This window comes from Vibrio sp. VPAP30 (assembly GCF_001188205.1).
In the GTDB taxonomy this organism is placed as follows: Bacteria; Pseudomonadota; Gammaproteobacteria; order Enterobacterales; family Vibrionaceae; genus Vibrio; species Vibrio bivalvicida.
This window is the reverse complement of sequence record NZ_LBLS01000013.1, coordinates 226,836-247,909: the sequence shown is the minus strand read 5'-3', so window position 1 is coordinate 247,909 and position 21,074 is coordinate 226,836. Positions and strand designations below refer to the sequence as shown.

Genomic DNA, 21,074 nt, shown 5'->3' with positions numbered 1-21,074 from the left:
TTTTTATCTCATTATCTACGTATTTTACTGTTGGCTTTTAACGCATCTTCATTTACAACATGGTTAGGTTTTTGTGTTGGTTGCGTTCAACTTGTTTTGCTGCTGCGTTAGCTGCTTTAGCGAAAAGAGCAGCTTTCTCTGGATTGTAAGCCATCTGAGTTTTCCTTGATTTCACGTTAGTCATAGCTGAGCTCCTAGCACCGCAAATATGACACCATACTAGACTAAAAACTGTGCAAAGAGAAAAGGCGAACCAAATGGTTCGCCTTTTGTTTTTCAAGTTAGTTTCCAACTCGGTTATCACAGTTTCCAACTTGGTTATCTGTGATCAGTAAAGAAACTTAATCTTCGTAGCTGTCGATGCTTGGGCAAGAACAGATTAAGTTACGGTCACCGTATACGTTGTCTACGCGGTTTACTGTTGGCCAGTACTTCCAAGACTTAGTCGCAGGTGATGGGAAGCAGCCTAGTTCGCGAGAGTATGGGCGATCCCATTCATCTTTCGCTAGGTCTACTTGTGTGTGAGGTGCGTTGACTAGAGGGTTGTTCTCTAGTGGCCACTCACCGTTTTTCACCTTGGTCATTTCTTCGCGGATAGCAATCATAGCCTCACAGAAACGATCGATCTCTTCTAGATCTTCAGATTCTGTTGGCTCAACCATCAGCGTACCTGCTACTGGGAACGACATGGTTGGTGCGTGGAAACCGTAGTCCATTAGACGCTTGGCGATATCTTCTTCGCTGATACCTGTTTCTTCTTTCAGTGGACGAATATCAATAATACATTCATGAGCCACACGGCCGTTAGTACCACGGTAAAGAACAGGGTAGTGAGGGCGCAGACGCTCCATCATGTAGTTCGCGTTCAGGATAGCGACTTTAGTTGCTTCTGTTAGACCTGCTTCACCCATCATCGCGATGTAAGCCCATGAGATTGGCAGGATAGACGCACTACCAAGGTCTGCCGCTGATACCGCAAAGTCTTCACCTTCTACACCGTTTTCGATGTGACCCGGTAGGAAAGGTGCTAGGTGAGACTTAACACCGATAGGGCCCATGCCCGGACCACCACCACCGTGTGGAATACAGAAGGTTTTGTGTAGGTTAAGGTGTGAAACGTCAGAACCAATCAGGCCAGGAGAGGTTAGACCAACCTGAGCGTTCATGTTTGCGCCGTCTAGGTAAACCTGACCTCCAGCCGCATGAACCATTTCACACACTTCTTTCACTTGCTCTTCATATACGCCGTGCGTAGAAGGGTAAGTGATCATGATGCTTGAAAGATTATCAGCATGCTTTTCAATCTTAGCTGCTAGGTCTGACATGTCGATGTTACCGTCGTCGTCACACTTAACAACAACGACTTTCATTGACACCATAGATGCCGTCGCTGGGTTAGTACCGTGCGCTGAGCTTGGGATCAGACAGACGTTACGGTGACCTTCGCCACGGCTATCGTGGTAGCGTTGAATCGCGATAAGACCCGCGTACTCACCAGATGCACCTGAGTTAGGTTGTAGCGAGAAATCATCGTAGCCCGTGATTTCACATAGCTTCTCTTTAAGATCTTTCGCGAGTGCTGAGTAACCAGCCGCTTGCTCGATTGGCGCGAATGGGTGGATAGAACCAAACTCAGGCCAAGTCACCGGGATCATTTCAGCGGCAGCGTTGAGCTTCATTGTACAGCTGCCCAGTGGGATCATACCGTGAGTCAGCGAGAAGTCTTTATTCTCAAGCTGTTTCAGGTAACGCATCATCTGCGTTTCACTGTGGTGAGTATTGAATACTGGGTGAGTCAGGTACTCAGAAGTGCGGCGAAGTGCTTCTGGGATCGCTGCAAATTCGTTGCCTGCGATCTCTGAAGATAGAGCGCTAACTTCTTCTTTCACACCAAAGACAGCGAATAGTGCTTCAATATCATCCGTTGTCGTTGTTTCGTCTAAGCTCACACCTAGTTTGCCTTGAAGTAGGCGTAGGTTGATATCAGCCGTTTGCGCTTTTGCGTATAGCGCTTCAGTTTTATCAGCAGTATTGATAGTGATGGTATCGAAGAAGCTATTGTGAGCGAGCTCGAAACCAGACTTAGTTAGGCCAGCCGCTAGAATTGCCGTCATATGATGTGTACGACGAGCAATCGTACGCAGGCCTTCTGCGCCGTGGTAAACCGCGTAGAACGACGCCATGTTGGCTAATAGTGCCTGAGCAGTACAGATGTTAGACGTCGCTTTCTCGCGGCGGATGTGCTGTTCACGAGTCTGCATTGCCATACGCAGTGCTTGGTTACCGTTAGTATCGATAGAGACACCGATAACACGGCCAGGCATAGTACGCTTGTGTTTATCACGTGTTGCCATGAATGCTGCGTGTGGACCGCCGTAACCCATAGGAACACCAAAGCGTTGAGCTGAGCCGATAACTACGTCCGCGCCCATTTCACCTGCAGGTTTCAGTAGCGCTGATGCTAGAAGATCGGTCGCCACGGTAACCAGGGTTTTGTTTGCTTGCGCTTTCGCTATGATATCCGTTAAGTCGCGAACTTCACCTGTTGTACCCGGGTACTGAACAAGTGCACCAAACACGTCTTGCTCAGGTAGAGATTCTAGCGAGCCGACTTGAACATCAAAGCCGATGTATTTAGCACGAGTTTTTACAACTTCCAGCGTTTGAGGGTGAACATCGTCTGCTACGAAGAAGACTTTACTCTTGCTCTTACCAGCACGCTTACATAGCGTCATCGCTTCGCCAGCCGCTGTTGCTTCGTCAAGAAGTGATGCGTTAGCAATGTCCATTGCTGTTAGGTCCATCACCATCTGTTGGAAGTTAAGCAGCGCTTCTAGACGACCTTGAGAAATTTCTGGTTGGTAAGGCGTGTATGCTGTGTACCAACCAGGGTTTTCAAGTACGTTACGTAAGATAACGTTCGGCGTGAAGGTGTTGTAGTAACCCTGACCGATGAAAGTACGCTTAAGTTGGTTTTGGTCGGCAAACTCGCGCATTGCAACCAACATGTCTGCTTCGCTTTTCGCTTCCGCAAGAGTCATTGGCTTTTCTAGGCGAATTTGCGCTGGAACGGTTTCTTCAATCAACGCATCTAGGTTTGCTACGTTGATTGCTTCCAACATTTTCTGTTGGTCTGATTTGTTTGGGCCGTTGTGGCGAGCAACGAACTCGTTTTGTGTGCTGAGGCTTTGAAGTAATTCAGTCATTGTCCTTTACCTACTCCGTGTCCGGGTAACGACCTTCGTTACTGATAATGTTAATTATACGTCCGAACTTAGAAAAAAAGCTGCCACCCGAGTCGGGGGCAGCTTTCTGCATCTTCCTAATTACTCATCTTCGATTGAGTTTAGGTACTCTTCTGCGTCTTTAAGGTTGTCTAGCTCAGATGCATCAGACATCTTCACTTTAACAATCCAGCCGCCTTCAAAAGGTTCTTCGTTAATAAGCTCTGGGCTATCTTCTAGTTCTTCGTTGATCTCTACGATTTCACCTGTGATTGGCGCGTAGATGTCTGAAGCTGCTTTTACAGACTCAACCAAAGAGAAGCTTTCACCTGCCTCAACTTCGTCTTCTACTTCAGGTAGGTCAACGAATACAACGTCACCTAGCATTTCTTGAGCATGCTGCGAAATGCCGATAGTTACTGTGCCGTCACCGTTGTCACGTACCCACTCGTGGCTATCTGCAAACTTCAGTGTTTTGTCCATTGCTTTATCTCCAAAAAATAACTTTGATTAATTTGTTTATTGGTAAAGTGGGAAGCGAGCACACAGTGTTTTCACTTCTTTGCGAACGCGCAGTTCTACTTCTGCGTTACCTTCAGGGTTATCGACTAGCCCATCTAGTACGTCGCCAATCCAATTACCGATGAGTTTGAATTCTTCAGCGCCAAAGCCGCGGCTTGTACCCGCAGGCGTACCCAAACGGATGCCCGATGTAATCATAGGCTTCTCTGAATCGAATGGGATGCCATTTTTGTTACATGTGATCCCTGCACGCTCTAATGCTTCTTCAGCTTTGTTACCTTTCAAGCCCTTAGGACGAAGGTCAACCAACATTAGGTGCGTATCTGTTCCGCCAGTCACAATGTCACAACCGCGAGTTTGCAACACTTCAGCAAGAACTTTTGCGTTATTGATCACTGAATCGATATAAGTTGAAAATTCAGGACCTAACGCCTCGCCGAATGCAACCGCTTTTGCTGCAATAACGTGCATTAGAGGACCACCTTGAAGGCCTGGGAAGACTGCCGAGTTTATCTTCTTAATGATGTCTTCATGGTTGGTCAAAATCATACCGCCGCGAGGGCCGCGCAGTGTTTTGTGCGTTGTGGTTGTTACAACATGCGCATGTGGGATTGGGCTAGGGTGTGCACCTGTCGCGATTAGGCCAGCAATGTGCGCCATGTCAACCATTAGGATTGCATCAACTTCATCCGCGATTTCACGGAACTTAGCGAAATCGATAGTACGAGGAATTGCACTACCACCTGCGATGATCATTTTTGGCTTATGCTCAACAGCAAGCGCGCGAACATCTTCGTAGTTGATTTCCAGAGTTTCACGGTCAACGCCATATTGAACGGCATTGAACCATTTACCCGATAGTGCAGGGCGCGCGCCGTGAGTAAGGTGACCACCCGCATCGAGAGACATACCTAAGATAGTATCACCAGGTTGAAGTAGAGCCAGTTTCACAGCGCCGTTTGCTTGTGCGCCTGAGTGTGGCTGAACGTTTACGTATTCACATTTAAACAGTTGCTTAGCGCGTTCGATAGCAATCGCTTCAACTGTATCTACGTGTTCACAACCACCGTAGTAGCGGCGGCCTGGGTAGCCTTCTGCGTACTTGTTGGTTAGGCAAGTGCCTTGAGCTTGCATTACCGCTTTAGAGACAATGTTTTCTGAAGCGATAAGTTCAATTTGTTCGTTTTGACGCGTGAATTCAGCTTGGATTCCAGCGAAGACAGCATCGTCAGTAGCAGCAAGGTTAGTAGAGAAAAAGTTCTCTAGGCTGTGATTTTGAAACGGTTTGTTCATGGTAGATGACCTTCCATTCATGCCAACGAGATTCTTATGTTGTTCATTATTCTCGTCAGTTCTACTTCTATTACTACTCTTCTCTATATAAGAGCAGGGTGAATTTCTAACCCCAAAATGGTGGGGGAAACCGAAACTGAGTGTTAAAACAGTCATACACAAAGTTCGGAAATAACATCTCTACAACTAACAAGTTGGTAACATAGCGGTTGTAACAAGAACAATCAACCAAAAATTTCCTATTGGAAACAAGGTTTCTGATTTTGTTAACAAGAGCACGGTTTATTTCTTGTTCGACGCTTTCTTCCACTATCTGCTTCGTGCACAATGAAAATGAAACAGGAAGTCGCAGTAATTAGTAGAGGGAAGCATGCCCGAAGATATCTATGATGAGTATCCATCTTTGACTCTTGCCAAAGAGTCGGTGGATGAGAATATTGAGCCGTTAAAGCTAGGGCAACGAATTAAAGATATTCGTGGCAAGCTCGGAATTACTTTAGAAGAAGCAAGCCAACGAACCGGATTAGCACGTTCTACTTTAAGCAAGATTGAGAACGAGCAGATTTCTCCAACCTTTCAAGCTATGCAAAAACTAGCGCTGGGTTTACAGATAGATATGCCTCAACTCTTTGAACCGCCGAGAAAAAAGGTGGCGACGGGGCGTCGTGATATCACTAAAGCAAACCAAGGAAAACCTCACCCCACTCCGACCTATGAGCATGAGCTTTTGGCTACTCAGCTATCTAATAAAAAGATGATGCCATTTAAGAGCCGAGTTCACGCACGTAGCTTCGATGAGTATGGGGACTGGGTAAGGCATGATGGCGAAGAGTTTTTGCTTATCATATCCGGCTCAGTGATGTTTTACTCTGAATTTTACGAACCCGTAGAAATGAATGAGGGCGATAGCGTTTATTATGATGCGAATATGGGTCATATGTTGATATCGACCAGTGAGCAAGATGCACACATTCTTTGGGTGACTGCGAAATAATGTAAATTCGATGTGAATTTCTTATAGTGAATGCAACCGTTTGTTTTTGTTTTGTTTGAGTATGCTTAAGCGCCATTTTGGATAGTTTATGTCCGAAATGGCGTTTTTGTTTTTTCCTGTTTGTTGTGAATATGATGTTAAATGTCACATTTTGAATGCTCATCGTTAGGTTAAGAGTGCAAAAAATCCTCACTCGTGTTTATTATTGGAAACAAGGTTTCCTCGAACGGAAAACGAACCTGATTAAATGGAGACAACAATGACTCAAGATTTACTAAAAACCCCTCTACACGCGCTGCACGTTGAAGCTGGTGCGAAGATGGTTCCTTTCGCTGGCTACGATATGCCTGTTCAATACAAGCTTGGTGTTAAGAAAGAACATCTACATACACGAGATGCGGCAGGCTTGTTTGATGTTTCGCACATGGGGCAATTGCGTTTACACGGTGAGGGCGCAGCAGCATTCCTTGAGTCATTAGTTCCTGTAGACATTGTTGATTTGCCACAAGGTAACCAGCGCTATGCTTTCTTTACCAATGAGCAAGGCGGGATTATGGATGACTTAATGGTGGCTAATTTGGGCGACCACCTATTTGTTGTTGTCAATGCTGCATGTAAAGAGCAAGACATCAATCATCTAGAAGCGCACTTGCCATCAGGTGTCGAGCTAGAGATTATAGATGACCGTGCATTATTAGCACTTCAAGGCCCTAAAGCGGTAGATGTACTTAAGCGTTTCAATGCTGAAGTGGCTGACATGCTGTTTATGGATGTGATGAAATTAGAGATCCTAGGTGTTGAGTGTATCGTTAGCCGCAGTGGATACACTGGTGAAGATGGTTACGAGATCTCAGTACCAAATTCACATGCGCAAGAGTTGGCGCAAAAACTAACTGATGAAGAAGAAGTTGAATGGATTGGTTTAGGCGCTCGTGATTCGCTCCGTCTTGAGTGTGGTTTATGTCTATACGGTCATGATCTCGATACGACAACCACTCCTGTTGAAGCAAGCCTTTTGTGGGGGATTCAGAAGATTCGCCGTGCAGGTGGTGAGCGTGAAGGTGGCTTCCCGGGCGCGGACATCATTCTTAAGCAGATTGAAACTAAAGACGTTTCACGCAAGCGCGTTGGTCTAGTTGGCCAAACAAAAGCACCAGTACGTGAAGGTGCGGAGCTGTTTGACGCTGAAGACAACAAAGTTGGCGTAGTAACAAGTGGTACAGCAGGACCGAATGCGGGTAAGCCAGTATCAATGGCGTACGTACGTGCCGACTTAGCGGCGGTTGGTACAGAACTGTTTGCTGACGTGCGTGGCAAAAAACTACCTATGACTATTGAAAAAATGCCATTTGTTCCACAGCGTTATTACCGTGGCTAAATATGGTATGACATAATATATTTATGTGTGTTAAAACCTCTCTCTGGAGAGGTTTTTTTTGTTTGTATAATTCTGTACAATTACATGGATTTGATGAATAGGATTTATTATGAGAAAGATTTCAGTGGTACTTTCTTGCCTTTGGGCAGCGAGTGCTTATAGCTTGGATGTTAACCCATATATAGTTAACGGATCACCTGCCAATGTAAGTAGCTTTCCTTCGTTCGCTAGTTTGTACTTTAATAATGGAAGCCAATACGGGAACTACTGTGGTGCAACGGTGATTAATTCACAGTATATTCTTACTGCAGCTCACTGTATTTATCAAGATAACAACCAGAATTTACATACTTGGGTTGTTCCTCAGTTAACAGACCTGTCTCAATACCCAAATGGCAGTTACCAATCTGCTCGCGCAAAAGAGTTTTATTTCCCTGACGATTATGTTGACTCTACTGCCCAAGGTTTACCAAACGACATAGCAATTATTAAGCTAGAGACACCACTCAATATTTCTGATTATCAGTATTTGTTGAATACAACAGAAAACGACACTTATGCCCAGAACAATGGTTCCAACTCATTTAAAGCCATTGGACATGGTTTAATTGAGGGCAACGTCTCTTCTAGCGGGGTTTTGTTGGAGACAAGTTTAGAGTTAAAGAATAAGTCTGTATGTGGCACCACTGACAAGCAGCTTTGCTTTGATGGTGCGCAAAGTGGTTCTTATAAGAATTCTACCTGTAACGGTGATTCTGGAGGACCTGTTTATACGTGGGACGGTAGTAAGTATGTCCAAATAGGAATAACAAGTTACGGACCGACAAAGTGTGGAGACCCAGCACAGCCAGCAACATCAGTTTTTACGGAAACTTATGATTACAATGGTTGGATTAATAGTGTGATTTCTGGTGGCCAATCACCAAAGTACTATGTTTCAACTGCCACCAACGGTAGCCGTTCATTTGTTGACACTACTGTTCAGACTAGTGCTGGTGGTGGAGGCGGCGGCTCTCTAGGCTTAGCATTCCTAACCTTATTAGGCTTTGTTGGTTGGAGACGCAATCAATAATATCTCTATGAAATGACGCACTTTCTACATCGTAATCTAAACTTAAAGAGTGGTTACGATGTAGGAAGAATGTATGAAAGCGTCAGTTCGGTTACTTTGCTTACTACTGTTTACTAAACTCTGTTATGCCGTTGAAGTCACTCCCTATATTGTCAACGGTAGTGATGCCAACATTGTCAATTACCCCTCATTTGCAAGCCTGTTTTTCCGCAATGGCAATGTCTATAGTTCGTCATCTTATTGCGGCGCAACGATGATCAATTCGCAATATGTTCTTACCGCTGCGCACTGCATTTACGGTGATGATAATCTGATGCTTAACACCGTTGTTGCACCTCAGTTAGATGATGAAAGTAATTTTCTCTCTAATCAGCAAGCCAAAGCTTTAGAGTTTTACTACCCAGATACTTATATTGATTCATCAGCAGAGCTTTGGCCCGATGACATTGCCATCATCAAGTTAGAAACACCGTTGGCAGTCTCCGACTATACCTCACTGATAAACACGACTATTAACAATACTTTTTCAGTCAGTGATACCTATAAGGCGATTGGGCACGGCTTAATTGAAGGAAATGTTTCTGGTGGGACTAACTTACTAGAAACGACGCTAACCTACATGACAACCTCAGCTTGCCAAGCGGAATACGGAAGCAAACTGACCTCAAGCCATCTTTGTTTTAGTGGACCAATTAGCGGTAGTTATCGAAACTCTACCTGTAGTGGCGATTCTGGTGGGCCAGTGTATTGGTTTAATGGCTCTCAATACATACAAGTTGGGATTACGAGCTTTGGTCCTTCATCATGTGGAGACACGAGTAGTGTGGTAACCTCTGTTTTTACTGATGTTCACGACTATCAAGCATGGATAGCACGTGTGATTAATGGTCTCGAAATCCCGAAAGCTTATGTCGTCACAACTAATGGTGTAAGGAGCTTGGTGACTAACTCACCAATTACCACTGTTTCCCCCTCCCCTAGTGGAGACAGTGGAGGGGGCTATAATAACCTGTTGAGCCTTTTCTACCTGCTACTAGTACTTTTAGTGCGACGTTATTCAATATTCCCCATGCGCATATTCAATTAAGATTATTCTTACAAATGAGAATGCCCTATCAATTCATTGAAATTATGGTGTGTTTTTGCTGAATAACTCTTGAATGAGTAGATTACCGTGTTGACTAATTCTTTCTAAACGATAGTTTTAAGTCATCGGTAAGTCGTTTAGGGATCGCCATGATGAATAATGATATCTACAAAATTACGCTTATTTCTGATGTAACGATGCAGTCAAAACTGCTGAAAGATTCTTTGGAAAAAGGACTCTCACTTCAAGTAACCATGGTTACATCTGATGCTTTAGAAGAAGTTGAAGAGGGTAGCTCATTACTTGGCAATCTTGTTCTTATCGATTACCACTATCTTGATGAAAGTAAGTTTGAGGCGTACAACCAGGCGAAAATAGTCAGTCAATACGCAGTCAAAGAAATCGTATTCAATTGCCCAAATGAAGCGCCTTCAAGCCATTTGTTTAAGTGGCGCAATTTGGTCGGTGTTTTCTATGTTGATGATGAAGTATCCTTGCTGCTCAAGGGGATGGAAAAGATCATGAACGATGAGATGTGGTTATCGCGCAAAGTTGCTCAAGACTATATCGAACACTTCCGCTGCGCGAATACAGTGACCACGTCTCAAGCCTATGCCAATTTAACCAAACGAGAGAAAGAGATCATGCGCTTGCTAGGGCATGGAGCATCTAATATTCAAATTGCGGAAGAATTGTTTGTTAGTGAAAATACGGTCAAAACGCACTTGCATAACATCTTTAAGAAAATTAACGCTAAAAACCGATTACAAGCACTACTGTGGGCAAACAATAACATTGCGTTGGAAGAGCGGGTTTAATCGCGCTAAAAGTTAATTTTCCTTGCCAGGCCAAGCGACAATGCTTGGCCTTTTTTATTGAAAAATTTCATCTATAAACACAAATTGCCCACCATATTTGGATGGTCTAAAGAGCCTAAACTACGCTTAGTTGAGTAAGTGTATAACCATTAGGTGTGGAATGGCAGACAAAGAGCTTATTTCATTGCTCTGGTTGCTAGGGTGTACCTGTATTGCCTTGTTTATGCAGGCTGGGTTTACTCTGATCGAGACTGGCAGTGTACGCGCTAAAAACTCAGTTAATGTCGCGATGAAAAATCTCGCTGACTTTATCGTTGTGACGGTGGCTTATGTAGTATTTGGGTTTCACCTTAGTCAGGGCGAAAGTCTGTTCTCTTTTTCTACAATTTCTATGGCGCCGGAGTTTCTGCCAAAAATCCTTTTTAACGTGATGTTTGTGACCACTGCTGCGACGATTGTATCTGGCTGTGTTGCAGAGCGTATGAGTTACAAAGGCTACATTTACACCTCATTGATCATTGCGTTGATTACCTATCCCATCGTCGCCTTTTGGACTTGGAATCCAAGCTCGTGGTTAAACTCCAGTGGTTTTTATGACTTCGCTGGTGGCACAACGGTGCATGTGGTTGGAGGAATGATTGGCCTAGTTGGAACAATCATTGTTGGGCCAAGGAAGGGGCGTTTCGACAAAAAGTCGGTGAGAGAGATCCCTTCCTATAGTCATACCTTGGTCACCTTGGGTGTATTTCTGATGCTATTTGCTTGGTTAGGGTTTAATGGTGGAAGTTTATATACATTCGATCAACGAGTTCCGAAAGTACTATTTAATACGCTGGTATGCGGTGCTATCGCGGGGTGTACTACTTTGTTCTGGTTACATCATCACCGTCATGTTCCTGTGTTTGTTGTACTTAATAGTGTTCTGGGGGGCTTGGTGATCGTCACCGCTGGTGCAGATATCATGGGAATGGTCGATTTACTGTTGTTAGGCGTGTTTGCTTCTTCCTGTATCATTTTAGGTGACCGTGTATTGATTAAAGCTAAGGTCGATGATCCGGTTGGTGCTATCCCTGTTCATCTTTTTTGTGGGATTGTCGGAACCTTATACACCGGACTTAAAGTAGGATGGTTACTCCCAAACGAAATAGGCGCTCAGATTGCCATCCAAATGGTAGGCTTGGCAATGGTCATTACTTGGTCTGCCCTAAACGCTATCGCGATATTTCTAGTGTTGAGAAAAATGAGTTTAGATAGAGTCACAGAGCAAGAAGAAGCAATGGGTCTTAATGTTAGCGAACATGGTGTGAGGATGAGTTGGCTTGATACGGTAAGCACCATCGAACAAATCAGCCAATATGGAGATTATTCTCGTCGCGTGCCTATAGAATTTGGCACAGAAGCAGGGGATGTGGCGATTGCGTTCAATAAATTGCTCGATCGACTAGAAAGCAACATTGATGTACTACACCAAGTTGCCAAAGGGAATCTTGAAAACTTGGATATCACCCCAAGTAGTGATAGAGACATCATGTCTAACTCACTAAAAACTATGATTAGTGGGCTTCGTTCATTGATAGATGATATCGAAGGGCAATTACAAAAGCAGACTTCAAAGGAAGACACACATTCACTATATACTTTGATTGAGCGCTTCAAACGTACTCAAGACCAGTTAATGGAAGCAGAAAAAATGTCTGCGTTAAGTGGAATGGTTGTCGGCGTTGCACATGAGCTAAATACTCCATTAGGCGTATCCGTCACGAGTTTGTCCATATTAAATGAACGTTTGTCTTCGATTCAAACAAGTTTTAGAGATAAGACCATTTCTCAAGATGATCTTAATGAATTCTTATCCATCGCTAATCAATGCATGGAAATGCTAATTTCGAATATCAACCGCTCAGTGGAGTTAGTCAGTAAGCTAAAAAGTGTTGATCAAAAAATGACGGTAGAAGAACCTCAGTTGGTTGAGTTAACACGGTTATTTAAAGACGTTGTCACTCATACAGAAGAGTTACTCGAGGAGCATCAAGTGTCCGCGCAAATCGATTGTGATGAAAAGTTAAGAGTATACGTAGCACCCATATCGTTAGCCTGTGTGCTTGAAGAGCTTATGACCAACTGTGCTCTTCATGCATTTACGGAGTCTCAGTCTCTGAGTCGAGAGGTAAAGCTAATTGCTAGACAAGATAAAACACACACAACGATCAAAGTCGAAGACAACGGTAGAGGGATTAGTGAAGAAGGCCAATCTAAGATTTTTCAGCCTTTTTTCACCACACTAAGAGCACGAGGAGGAACAGGACTAGGGATGCATATGGTTTACAATATATGCACCCAAAAACTACGGGCAAGCATTGAACTGGAAAGCGCTCTAGGTGAAGGCACGAAATTTACAATCACACTTGAAAATAGAATTGATCTTGAGGGGCGAGCATCTGTTTTGTAGCAAATGCTCGCTAAGTGGTGTTTAGAATACACAATGCTTGGCGTAACCAGTTGCGTCGTTAGCGCTCCAATCAGCCTTTGGCTTATCTTCTAAGTCATTGCACCACGATTCACTGCCTACAGCATCTTGCAGTACACAGTGCTTAGCGTAGTCTACCGCGCCCTGAGCGTTCCACTCACTTTTGGGTTTGTCAGTCATTTCGTCGCACCAAGTTTGAGTTCCTACCTCAGCTTGGCAGGCACTAAGCGTTATAAGAGCAACGAAAGAAAAAGCGATCTTTCTCATATTAAATTCCACATATTATCCAAGCTCACATTATACCTAAACTGGGCATGCAATTTGTCATTGGCTCTTAAAATAGTATAGGACGTGGTGTGTCGAAACGTTTCGATGGGTGATCTGAATCACTTTGAAAAGAGAATAGTCACTAGCAAAGCGGATCAATTTCACACTCTATAAAATCGAGTCTCGAAATTCTAAAGTGACGGACTATTATGCTATCGAAACGTTTCGATGAGTGTTTTCTCAATAACCAACTAAATAGAGAAATAAAGACTCGCCGTACGATAAACGTATTATTGGAAGGTCGATGAGATGAAGAAAAGTACCCTAATAAATTCAGAACTTTCGTATTTGGTGGCGACATTGGGCCATACCGATGAAATCACTATTTGCGATGCGGGTTTACCTATCCCTGATGAGGTGCAACGCATTGATTTAGCACTGACACATGGTGTTCCTTCATTTCTAGAGACAGTGCGAGCGCTTTTGACTGAATCTCAGATCGAAGGTGTCATAATCGCGGAGGAGTTTGCCAAGGTGAGCCCCGCTCATCATGAGGCGCTGGTTAAAGAGCTGGCAACCGAAAGTGAGCTAAGTGGTAAGCAAATTTCGGTGACTTACATTGCGCATGAAGAATTTAAAGCGAGAACCGAACAGAGCCGAGCCGTCGTGCGCACTGGTGAATGTACACCTTATGCGAACGTTATATTTCAAGCAGGTGTGGTTTTTTAAGCCGCAGGACAGTAGGGAAGAATTATGACTCAAGCCATTCTTCAACTAAGCTCGATTGAGAAGGCATTTCCTGGTGTTAAAGCTTTGGATAAAGCGAGCCTCAATGTGTATCCAGGACGCGTAATGGCGCTGATGGGTGAGAACGGTGCAGGCAAGTCGACGTTAATGAAAGTTCTGACGGGTATTTACACCAAAGACAGCGGGACTATTCATTACCAAGCTGAAGCTGCGGCCTTCAAAGGTCCAAGAGAATCACAAGAGGCTGGGATAAGCATCATTCACCAAGAGCTGAACCTTATTCCTGAGCTAACCATAGCCGAGAACATCTTTCTAGGCCGCGAATTTACTAGTGCATTCGGCGGTATTCAGTGGGGCAAGATGTACGATGAAGCGGACAAGTTACTCGCGCGTCTGAACGTCAAGCATAGCTCGAAAACCTTGTTAGGTGATCTCAGTTTGGGTGAACAACAAATGGTAGAAATCGCTAAAGCGCTGTCATTTGAATCTAAGGTCATCATTATGGATGAGCCGACCGATGCCTTAACGGATACCGAAACCGAATCTTTGTTTAAAGTGATCAATGAGCTTCGTGAGCAAGGCTGTGGCATTGTTTACATCTCTCACCGTCTTAAAGAAATCTTTGAAGTTTGCGATGACATTACCGTGCTTCGTGACGGAAAGTTTATTGGTGAATGCTTAGTTTCAGATACCGATGAAGATGGCCTTATCGAGATGATGGTGGGTCGCAAGCTTGATGAGCAGTATCCACGCATTGACGCTCGCCATGGTGAAACCTGCCTAGAAGTCATTGGCCTGACAGGTTCTGGTGTTCAAGACGTCAGCTTTACTCTTAAACGCGGCGAGATTCTGGGTGTATCAGGTTTGATGGGCGCAGGTCGTACTGAACTAATGAAGGTGATCTACGGCGCGCTACCTAGTGAGCGGGGCGTGATTAATCTCGATAGCAAAACCATTAACCCAGTCAGCCCGCAAGATGGGCTCGCCAATGGTATTGCTTATATATCTGAAGACCGTAAAGGAGATGGCTTAGTGCTGGGGCTTTCGGTCAAAGAGAATATGTCTCTGTGCGCGCTCGATAAGCTGACCAAAGGTGGACGTATTCAGCATGGTGAAGAAGTGGTAGCCGTTGAAGACTTTATCAAGCTATTCAACATCAAAACACCAACCCGTGACCAAATTATTGGCAATCTATCCGGTGGTAATCAGCAAAAAGTTGCGATTGCTAAAGGGCTAATGACCAAACCAAAAGTGCTGATTTTAGACGAGCCGACTCGTGGAGTCGATGTCGGTGCGAAAAAAGAGATATATCAACTGATAAACAAATTTAAAGCCGATGGCATGAGTATCATTCTTGTCTCATCGGAAATGCCAGAAGTGTTAGGCATGAGCGACCGCATCCTCGTTATGCATGAAGGTCGAATCAGCGGCGAGTTTGATGCAAAAGACGCCGATCAAGAAAAACTACTCGCCTGTGCCGTAGGCAAAAAGATTAATGAGGAAGCAGCATGAGTACTAATACCATGAGCAAACCAACGGAAACACACAGCAAGAAACTGTTTAGCAAAGAGTGGTTGATTGAACAAAAATCACTGATAGCACTCTTGTTCCTGATTGTTGTCGTGTCATTCTTGAATCCCAACTTTTTTACGGTCGATAACATACTCAACATTCTGCGCCAGACATCGGTTAACGCGATCATTGCAGTCGGTATGACACTGGTTATCTTGACCGCGGGTATCGATCTTAGTGTTGGCTCAGTGTTGGCGCTGTGTGGCGCATTTGCTGCAAGTTTGATTGCAATGGAAGTGCCAGTGCTTATTGCGGTGCCAACTGCTCTGCTTGCGGGTGCCGCTCTAGGTGCAATTAGCGGCATTATTATCGCTAAGGGTAAGGTTCAGGCCTTTATAGCGACTTTGGTTACCATGACGCTTCTACGCGGTGTAACTATGGTTTACACCGACGGTCGACCAATCTCAACGGGTTTTACAGATACCGCTGATGCATTTGCATGGTTTGGAACTGGCTACGCTCTAGGTATTCCAGTTCCAGTCTGGCTGATGGTGTTTGTCTTTGCTGCCGTATGGTATTTACTCAACCACACTCGTTTTGGCCGATACGTATACGCTCTAGGCGGTAACGAATCTGCCACGCGACTATCTGGTATTAACGTTGACCGTGTGAAAATCGGTGTCTACGCAATCTGTGGTCTTCTCGCTGCATTGGCAGGTATCATCGTGACATCACGCCTTTCTTCAGCACAGCCAACCGCGGGTATGGGCTACGAGCTAGATGCGATTGCAGCGGTAGTACTTGGTGGTACCAGCTTAATGGGTGGTAAGGGCCGCATCATGGGCACACTGATCGGTGCGCTGATTATCGGCTTCTTAAATAACGCCCTAAACCTACTCGACGTTTCCTCCTACTACCAAATGATCGCTAAAGCAGTGGTAATTCTACTTGCGGTACTGGTAGACAACAAAAACAAGTAAATCATAACTAAATCGAGCCAAGTGACGTGTCTTGGCTCACCCTACACAAGGACTGAGAAAATGAAAAAACTAACGACTCTTATCTCTGCTGCACTACTTTCGTCAACCGTTTCTGTTTCAGCGCAAGCTCAGGACACGATGGCAATCGTACTGTCTACGCTGAACAACCCTTTCTTCGTTACGATGAAAGATGGTGCTGAAGCAAAGGCAAAAGAGTTAGGTTATGACCTAATCGTACTAGACTCGCAAAATGACCCAAGCAAAGAGCTGTCAAACATTGAAGACCTGACTATCCGTGGCGTTAAGGCAATTCTAATCAACCCAACGGATTCAGATGCAGTATCTAATGCGATTCGTATGGCAAACCGTTCTAACATCCCAGTACTGACTCTAGACCGTGGTGCGAGCCGTGGTGAAGTGGTGAGCCACATTGCTTCTGACAACGTTGTTGGCGGCGAAATGGCGGGTAACTACATCGTTGAAAAAGTGGGTATGAAAGCGAAAGTTATTCAACTGGAAGGCATTGCGGGTACTTCAGCGGCACGCGAGCGTGGTGAAGGCTTTATGAATGCGGTTAAAGGAAGTGAAATGGACGTTCTTGCGAGCCAACCTGCGGACTTCGACCGTACTAAAGGTCTTAACGTAATGGAAAACCTGCTAGCGGCTAACCCAGATGTGCAAGCGGTATTTGCTCAGAATGATGAGATGGCTCTAGGTGCTCTGCGCGCAGTTCAAGCATCGGGTAAAGATGTGATGATCGTTGGCTTCGATGGCACAGATGACGGCATCGCAGCGGTTAACCGCGGCAAGCTATCTGCAACTATCGCTCAGCAGCCAGATCTTATCGGCGCACTTGGTATCGAAACTGCTGACAAAGTACTGAAAGGTTCTCAAGTAGAAGAGTACATCCCGGTACCGCTGAAAGTTATCACTAAGTAGTGAGTTAGCCAATTTTGTCCTTCTCCCCGTTTATGTCTGTCGTTTAGGGGAGAAGGGCGAATAGCCATGCGCTTTTTTACAGAGTCCATCGCTATTACTCCTGTTCACATATAAGTGGCTCTAGCGAGCCGAGGATTACCTTATGAATAAGTTAGTGGTTTTAGGTAGTGTTAACGCTGACCATGTTCTTCAAGTGCCTTCTTTCCCTCGCCCTGGCGAGACGTTACATGGTCGAAGCTATCAAGTTATTCCTGGTGGTAAAGGGGCAAACCAAGCCGTAGCGGCTGCAAGATTAAATGCGGATATCGGCTTCATTGCTTGTGTCGGTGATGATGCGTTTGGTATCAACATTCGCGAAAACTTCAAGATGGATAACATCAACATTGCCGGCGTTAAAATGGAGCCAAACTGCCCAACCGGTATTGCAATGATTCAGGTTGCCGATAGCGGTGAAAACAGCATCTGTATTTCTGCAGAAGCGAATGCAAAACTGACCGCTGATGCGATTGAGTCAGATTTAGAGCAGATTCGTTCGGCAAAGTACCTGCTGACGCAATTAGAAACGCCGATTTGTGGTATAGAAAAAGCGGCCAAAGTGGCCAAAGAATCGCGTACCAATGTGATTTTAAACCCTGCACCGGCTCGTCCACTTTCGGATGAACTGCTCGCCTGTGTCGATGTTATTACGCCAAATGAAACAGAAGCGGAAGTGCTTACTGGGATTACCGTGACGGATAACGATAGTGCGCAAGAAGCGGCGAACGAATTACATCGTAAAGGGATCGAAATCGTCATGATTACCCTTGGCGCGAAAGGGGTATGGCTGAGTCAAAATGGCCGCGGAGAGTTAATTCCTGGCTTTAAGGTTGATGCCACAGACACAACCGCAGCAGGAGATACCTTTAATGGGGCATTGGTCACTGGTCTGCTCGAAGATTTACCTTTAGAATCAGCGATCAAATTTGCTCATGCAGCAGCGGCTATCTCTGTGACGCGTTTTGGTGCTCAGACATCCATCCCGTCGCGAGAAGAAGTCGATGCCTTCTTAGCAGAGCAAAGCTAACGTCTAGCCACAAGCAAGGAGAGAATGACATGGCGACAATGAAAGATATCGCAAGAGTTGCGGGTGTATCGACCTCTACGGTGAGCCATGTCATCAATAAATCTCGTTTCGTCAGTGAAGAAATCTCTGAGCGCGTCAATAATGCCGCCCGTGAGTTAAACTACCGCCCGTCTGCATTAGCTCGCAGCCTTAAAGTCAATCGAACTAAAACCATCGGCATGCTGGTGACCACCTCGACTAACCCGTTTTTCGGTGAAGTGGTAAAAGGGGTGGAGCGCAGTTGCTATCAACAAGGTTATAGCCTGATCCTGTGTAATACAGAGGGCGATCACGAACGGATGCGTGAGTCGATCAATACCTTGCTGCAAAAACGTGTCGATGGCTTGATCTTGATGTGCTCTTCACTCGAAGGTGAGCGTTTAGAAGTCTTTGAGCAATACCAAGACATTCCAGTCGTTGTTATGGATTGGGGGCCGATGCTGTTTACCAGTGACAAGATTCAAGACAACTCATTGCGCGGTGGTTATCTAGCGGCGAAGCATTTAATCGAGTCTGGTCATAAACAGATTGGTTGTATCACTGGTCCATTGGTCAAACACCAAGCTCAAATGCGTTATGAAGGATATAAACGGGCTCTGAACGAGGCCGGACTTGTGTTTAAAGCTAATTGGATCATAGAGTCGGACTTCGAGTGTGAAGGTGGCTATGATGCCTTTAACAAAATGGTGGCGAAAGGACCACTACCCAGTGCGATCTTTGTATGCAATGACATGATGGCGATGGGGGTGATCAACGCAGCTAACGAACAAGGTATTCGTATCCCCCAAGATCTCTCCATCATTGGTTATGATGACATCCACATTGCAAAATTTATGAGCCCATCTTTATCTACGATACATCAGCCCAAGTACCGCTTAGGGAAAGCAGCAGTAGAAGCTTTACTCAAGAAGCTGGATGGCAGCAGTACAGATACCCAAGTGGTGCAGCTAGAGCCGACCTTAGTTAAGCGATCTACGGTTGCTCAGCTTAGCTAACTCACCTATTTAGTTCCACTATACTGAGCAGTGGAATAATCATTTGCTTAGTGAGTAAGTAGTAAGTATTTGCAAATTTGTGCTAAACCTAAAGAATGAACTCATTTGCTATATTAGGTACTACATGGAGTTGTTTGCCGACAAAAGACAGCAAGAAAGTCCGGAGGATAACCCGGCCAATGAGACTATTCCCTCTGAACCGTGGCTAGTATTGTTGGTGGATGATGATGTTCAAATGCATCAAGTGACTCGTTTGGCATTGTCTGGCTTTTCGTTCGAAGGTCGTCAACTCAACCTAATCTCAGCGTACTCTGCGCAAGAAGCCAAGATTATTTGTCAACAGCATAACGATATAGCTTTAGCACTGGTTGATGTTGTGATGGAAACAGAGCATGCAGGGTTAGAGTTAGTGAAATACATTCGTGAAGATTTAGGTAACAGCTTGATGCGAGTTGTTTTGCGCACTGGGCAAGCAGGGCAGGCTCCAGAAGATATTGTTATCCGTGAATACGAAATTGATGACTATAAAGAAAAAACCGAATTGACGACCCAGAAGCTTAAAACCCTGCTTTATTCGATGCTTCGCTCATACCGTGATTTGTGTCTGATTAATCAGCAGAAGTCGGGTCTCAAAAAAGTCATCGAGTCCTCGGCGAAAGTTCAAAATACCACAACGTTACAAGCTTACGCTGCCTCGGTTTTGGAGCAACTCACCTCGTTACTTCAGCTTGAAAAGTCAGCCTTTTATTGTGTTGTTAAACCGCGTCCGAATGGAGAGGTCACACGCGCTCTTACGTTGGCGGCTACGGGCGATTATGTAGATTGTTACAGCGAATGTGCATTTAACAAGTTACCGGATGATGTCGCTGAGCGATGTCTGCAGGTATTGGACCAAGGACATTCGCAACATTTCGGTGACGCGTTTATCCTATATACTAGCGACGATCAGGGTGTTGATAGCTTATTGTATGTGAACTTCCATAAAGATTTGTCCGAGTTAGATGTTCAACTGCTCGAAATCTATATGCAGAATATCGGTTTGACCTTTGAGAACTTGAGCTTGCTACTGGATATAAAGGAAACGTCGAAAGAGTTGGTGTACAACTTGGCTAACGCGGTAGAGGCAAGAAGCCGAGAAACCGGCGCGCATGTTCAACGGGTTTCTTTAATCTGTGAAAAACTAGCCTTGCTGTATGGTCTAAATGAACATGAAGCCGGGATGCTTAAACACGCTTCTCCACTGCATGATGTGGGTAAAGTAGCTGTTCCTGATTCCATTCTTCATAAGCCCGGGAAACTCGATGCAGAAGAGTGGGAGATTATGAAGAAGCATGTCGATTATGGTGTTGAGATATTGAGCCGCTCCAAACGCCGCTTAATTGTCATGGCAAAAGAGATTGCTGCTTATCACCATGAAAAGTGGGATGGCTCAGGTTACCCCAACGGGCTTAAAGGCGAAGATATCCCCATTAGCGGACGTATTGCCGCACTAGCCGATGTTTTTGACGCACTTGGTGCTAAGAGAAGTTATAAAGAACCGTGGAGCGATGAGGACATTCGCGCCGAGATACTGAAGCAAAAAGGGGCACATTTTCAGCCGCAGCTTGTTGATTTGCTCATTGGCCATTGGGAAGAGTTCATCGAAATACGCAACTCCTTGCCTGATTAAATGGTGTA

At 44.9% G+C, this 21,074-nt stretch carries 18 protein-coding genes; 13 read left to right on the top strand and 5 right to left on the bottom strand.

Features of this window, described 5'->3' with window-relative positions:
* Window positions 1-52 precede the first annotated feature (52 nt).
* The 4 genes from ZX61_RS24645 to ZX61_RS03030 all read right to left on the bottom strand — a co-directional run bounded on the left by ZX61_RS24645 (window position 53) and on the right by ZX61_RS03030 (window position 5,039).
* Entirely contained in the window at window positions 53-184 is a 132-nt protein-coding gene (locus ZX61_RS24645) for a hypothetical protein (RefSeq protein ID WP_268808136.1), read from the bottom strand.
* 157 nt (window positions 185-341) lie between these two features.
* Window positions 342-3,206 carry an aminomethyl-transferring glycine dehydrogenase gene (gene gcvP, locus ZX61_RS03040; protein ID WP_049843236.1) on the bottom strand — a complete coding sequence of 955 codons (2,865 nt, stop codon included), beginning with the start codon at window positions 3,204-3,206 and terminating at the stop codon, window positions 342-344.
* A gap of 120 nt (window positions 3,207-3,326) precedes the next feature.
* The gene (gene gcvH, locus ZX61_RS03035; protein WP_049843235.1) at window positions 3,327-3,707 is read right to left on the bottom strand and encodes a glycine cleavage system protein GcvH; all 381 of its coding nucleotides are present in this window, start codon (window positions 3,705-3,707) and stop codon (window positions 3,327-3,329) included.
* A 36-nt stretch (window positions 3,708-3,743) separates the two neighbouring features.
* On the bottom strand, window positions 3,744-5,039 hold the full coding sequence (locus tag ZX61_RS03030; protein WP_049843234.1) for a serine hydroxymethyltransferase: 1,296 nt from the start codon (window positions 5,037-5,039) through the stop codon (window positions 3,744-3,746).
* Window positions 5,040-5,409: 370 nt separating this feature from the next.
* Between ZX61_RS03030 and ZX61_RS03025 the strand changes: the two genes are divergently transcribed.
* The 6 genes from ZX61_RS03025 (at window position 5,410) to ZX61_RS03000 (ending at window position 12,837) form a co-directional block, all read left to right on the top strand.
* Entirely contained in the window at window positions 5,410-6,033 is a 624-nt protein-coding gene (locus tag ZX61_RS03025) for a helix-turn-helix domain-containing protein (protein WP_049843233.1), read from the top strand.
* Between the two features lie 259 nt (window positions 6,034-6,292).
* Window positions 6,293-7,411: a glycine cleavage system aminomethyltransferase GcvT gene (gene gcvT, locus ZX61_RS03020; RefSeq protein WP_049843232.1), complete on the top strand. Its 1,119-nt coding sequence runs from the start codon at window positions 6,293-6,295 to the stop codon at window positions 7,409-7,411.
* A gap of 109 nt (window positions 7,412-7,520) precedes the next feature.
* Entirely contained in the window at window positions 7,521-8,483 is a 963-nt protein-coding gene (locus tag ZX61_RS03015) for a S1 family peptidase (protein ID WP_049843231.1), read from the top strand.
* A 73-nt stretch (window positions 8,484-8,556) separates the two neighbouring features.
* A complete protein-coding gene (locus ZX61_RS03010) occupies window positions 8,557-9,570 on the top strand; it encodes a S1 family peptidase (protein WP_049843230.1) in 1,014 nt (337 codons plus the stop codon).
* Between the two features lie 149 nt (window positions 9,571-9,719).
* Window positions 9,720-10,388 carry a LuxR C-terminal-related transcriptional regulator gene (locus tag ZX61_RS03005; RefSeq protein ID WP_049843229.1) on the top strand — a complete coding sequence of 223 codons (669 nt, stop codon included), beginning with the start codon at window positions 9,720-9,722 and terminating at the stop codon, window positions 10,386-10,388.
* Window positions 10,389-10,548: 160 nt separating this feature from the next.
* Window positions 10,549-12,837, top strand: a complete 2,289-nt coding sequence (locus ZX61_RS03000) for an ATP-binding protein (protein ID WP_049843228.1) — start codon at window positions 10,549-10,551, stop codon at window positions 12,835-12,837.
* A 21-nt stretch (window positions 12,838-12,858) separates the two neighbouring features.
* Here the strand turns inward: ZX61_RS03000 and ZX61_RS02995 are convergent, their stop codons facing one another.
* Complete coding sequence (locus tag ZX61_RS02995; protein WP_049843227.1) at window positions 12,859-13,122, bottom strand: DUF3012 domain-containing protein; 264 nt, start codon at window positions 13,120-13,122, stop codon at window positions 12,859-12,861.
* Between the two features lie 309 nt (window positions 13,123-13,431).
* Between ZX61_RS02995 and rbsD the strand changes: the two genes are divergently transcribed.
* The 7 genes from rbsD (at window position 13,432) to ZX61_RS02960 (ending at window position 21,066) form a co-directional block, all read left to right on the top strand.
* The gene (gene rbsD, locus ZX61_RS02990; RefSeq protein WP_049843226.1) at window positions 13,432-13,851 is read left to right on the top strand and encodes a D-ribose pyranase; all 420 of its coding nucleotides are present in this window, start codon (window positions 13,432-13,434) and stop codon (window positions 13,849-13,851) included.
* A 24-nt stretch (window positions 13,852-13,875) separates the two neighbouring features.
* Window positions 13,876-15,381, top strand: a complete 1,506-nt coding sequence (gene rbsA / locus ZX61_RS02985; protein ID WP_049843225.1) for a ribose ABC transporter ATP-binding protein RbsA — start codon at window positions 13,876-13,878, stop codon at window positions 15,379-15,381.
* Entirely contained in the window at window positions 15,378-16,361 is a 984-nt protein-coding gene (gene rbsC / locus ZX61_RS02980) for a ribose ABC transporter permease (protein WP_049843224.1), read from the top strand. Before rbsA ends, rbsC begins: the two co-directional genes overlap by 4 nt.
* A gap of 60 nt (window positions 16,362-16,421) precedes the next feature.
* Window positions 16,422-17,300: a ribose ABC transporter substrate-binding protein RbsB gene (gene rbsB, locus ZX61_RS02975; RefSeq protein ID WP_004745594.1), complete on the top strand. Its 879-nt coding sequence runs from the start codon at window positions 16,422-16,424 to the stop codon at window positions 17,298-17,300.
* Window positions 17,301-17,442: 142 nt separating this feature from the next.
* A complete protein-coding gene (gene rbsK, locus ZX61_RS02970; RefSeq protein WP_049843223.1) occupies window positions 17,443-18,363 on the top strand; it encodes a ribokinase in 921 nt (306 codons plus the stop codon).
* Between the two features lie 29 nt (window positions 18,364-18,392).
* Window positions 18,393-19,397, top strand: a complete 1,005-nt coding sequence (locus ZX61_RS02965) for a substrate-binding domain-containing protein (protein ID WP_049843222.1) — start codon at window positions 18,393-18,395, stop codon at window positions 19,395-19,397.
* A gap of 124 nt (window positions 19,398-19,521) precedes the next feature.
* The gene (locus ZX61_RS02960) at window positions 19,522-21,066 is read left to right on the top strand and encodes a DUF3369 domain-containing protein (RefSeq protein ID WP_049843221.1); all 1,545 of its coding nucleotides are present in this window, start codon (window positions 19,522-19,524) and stop codon (window positions 21,064-21,066) included.
* Window positions 21,067-21,074 lie beyond the last annotated feature (8 nt).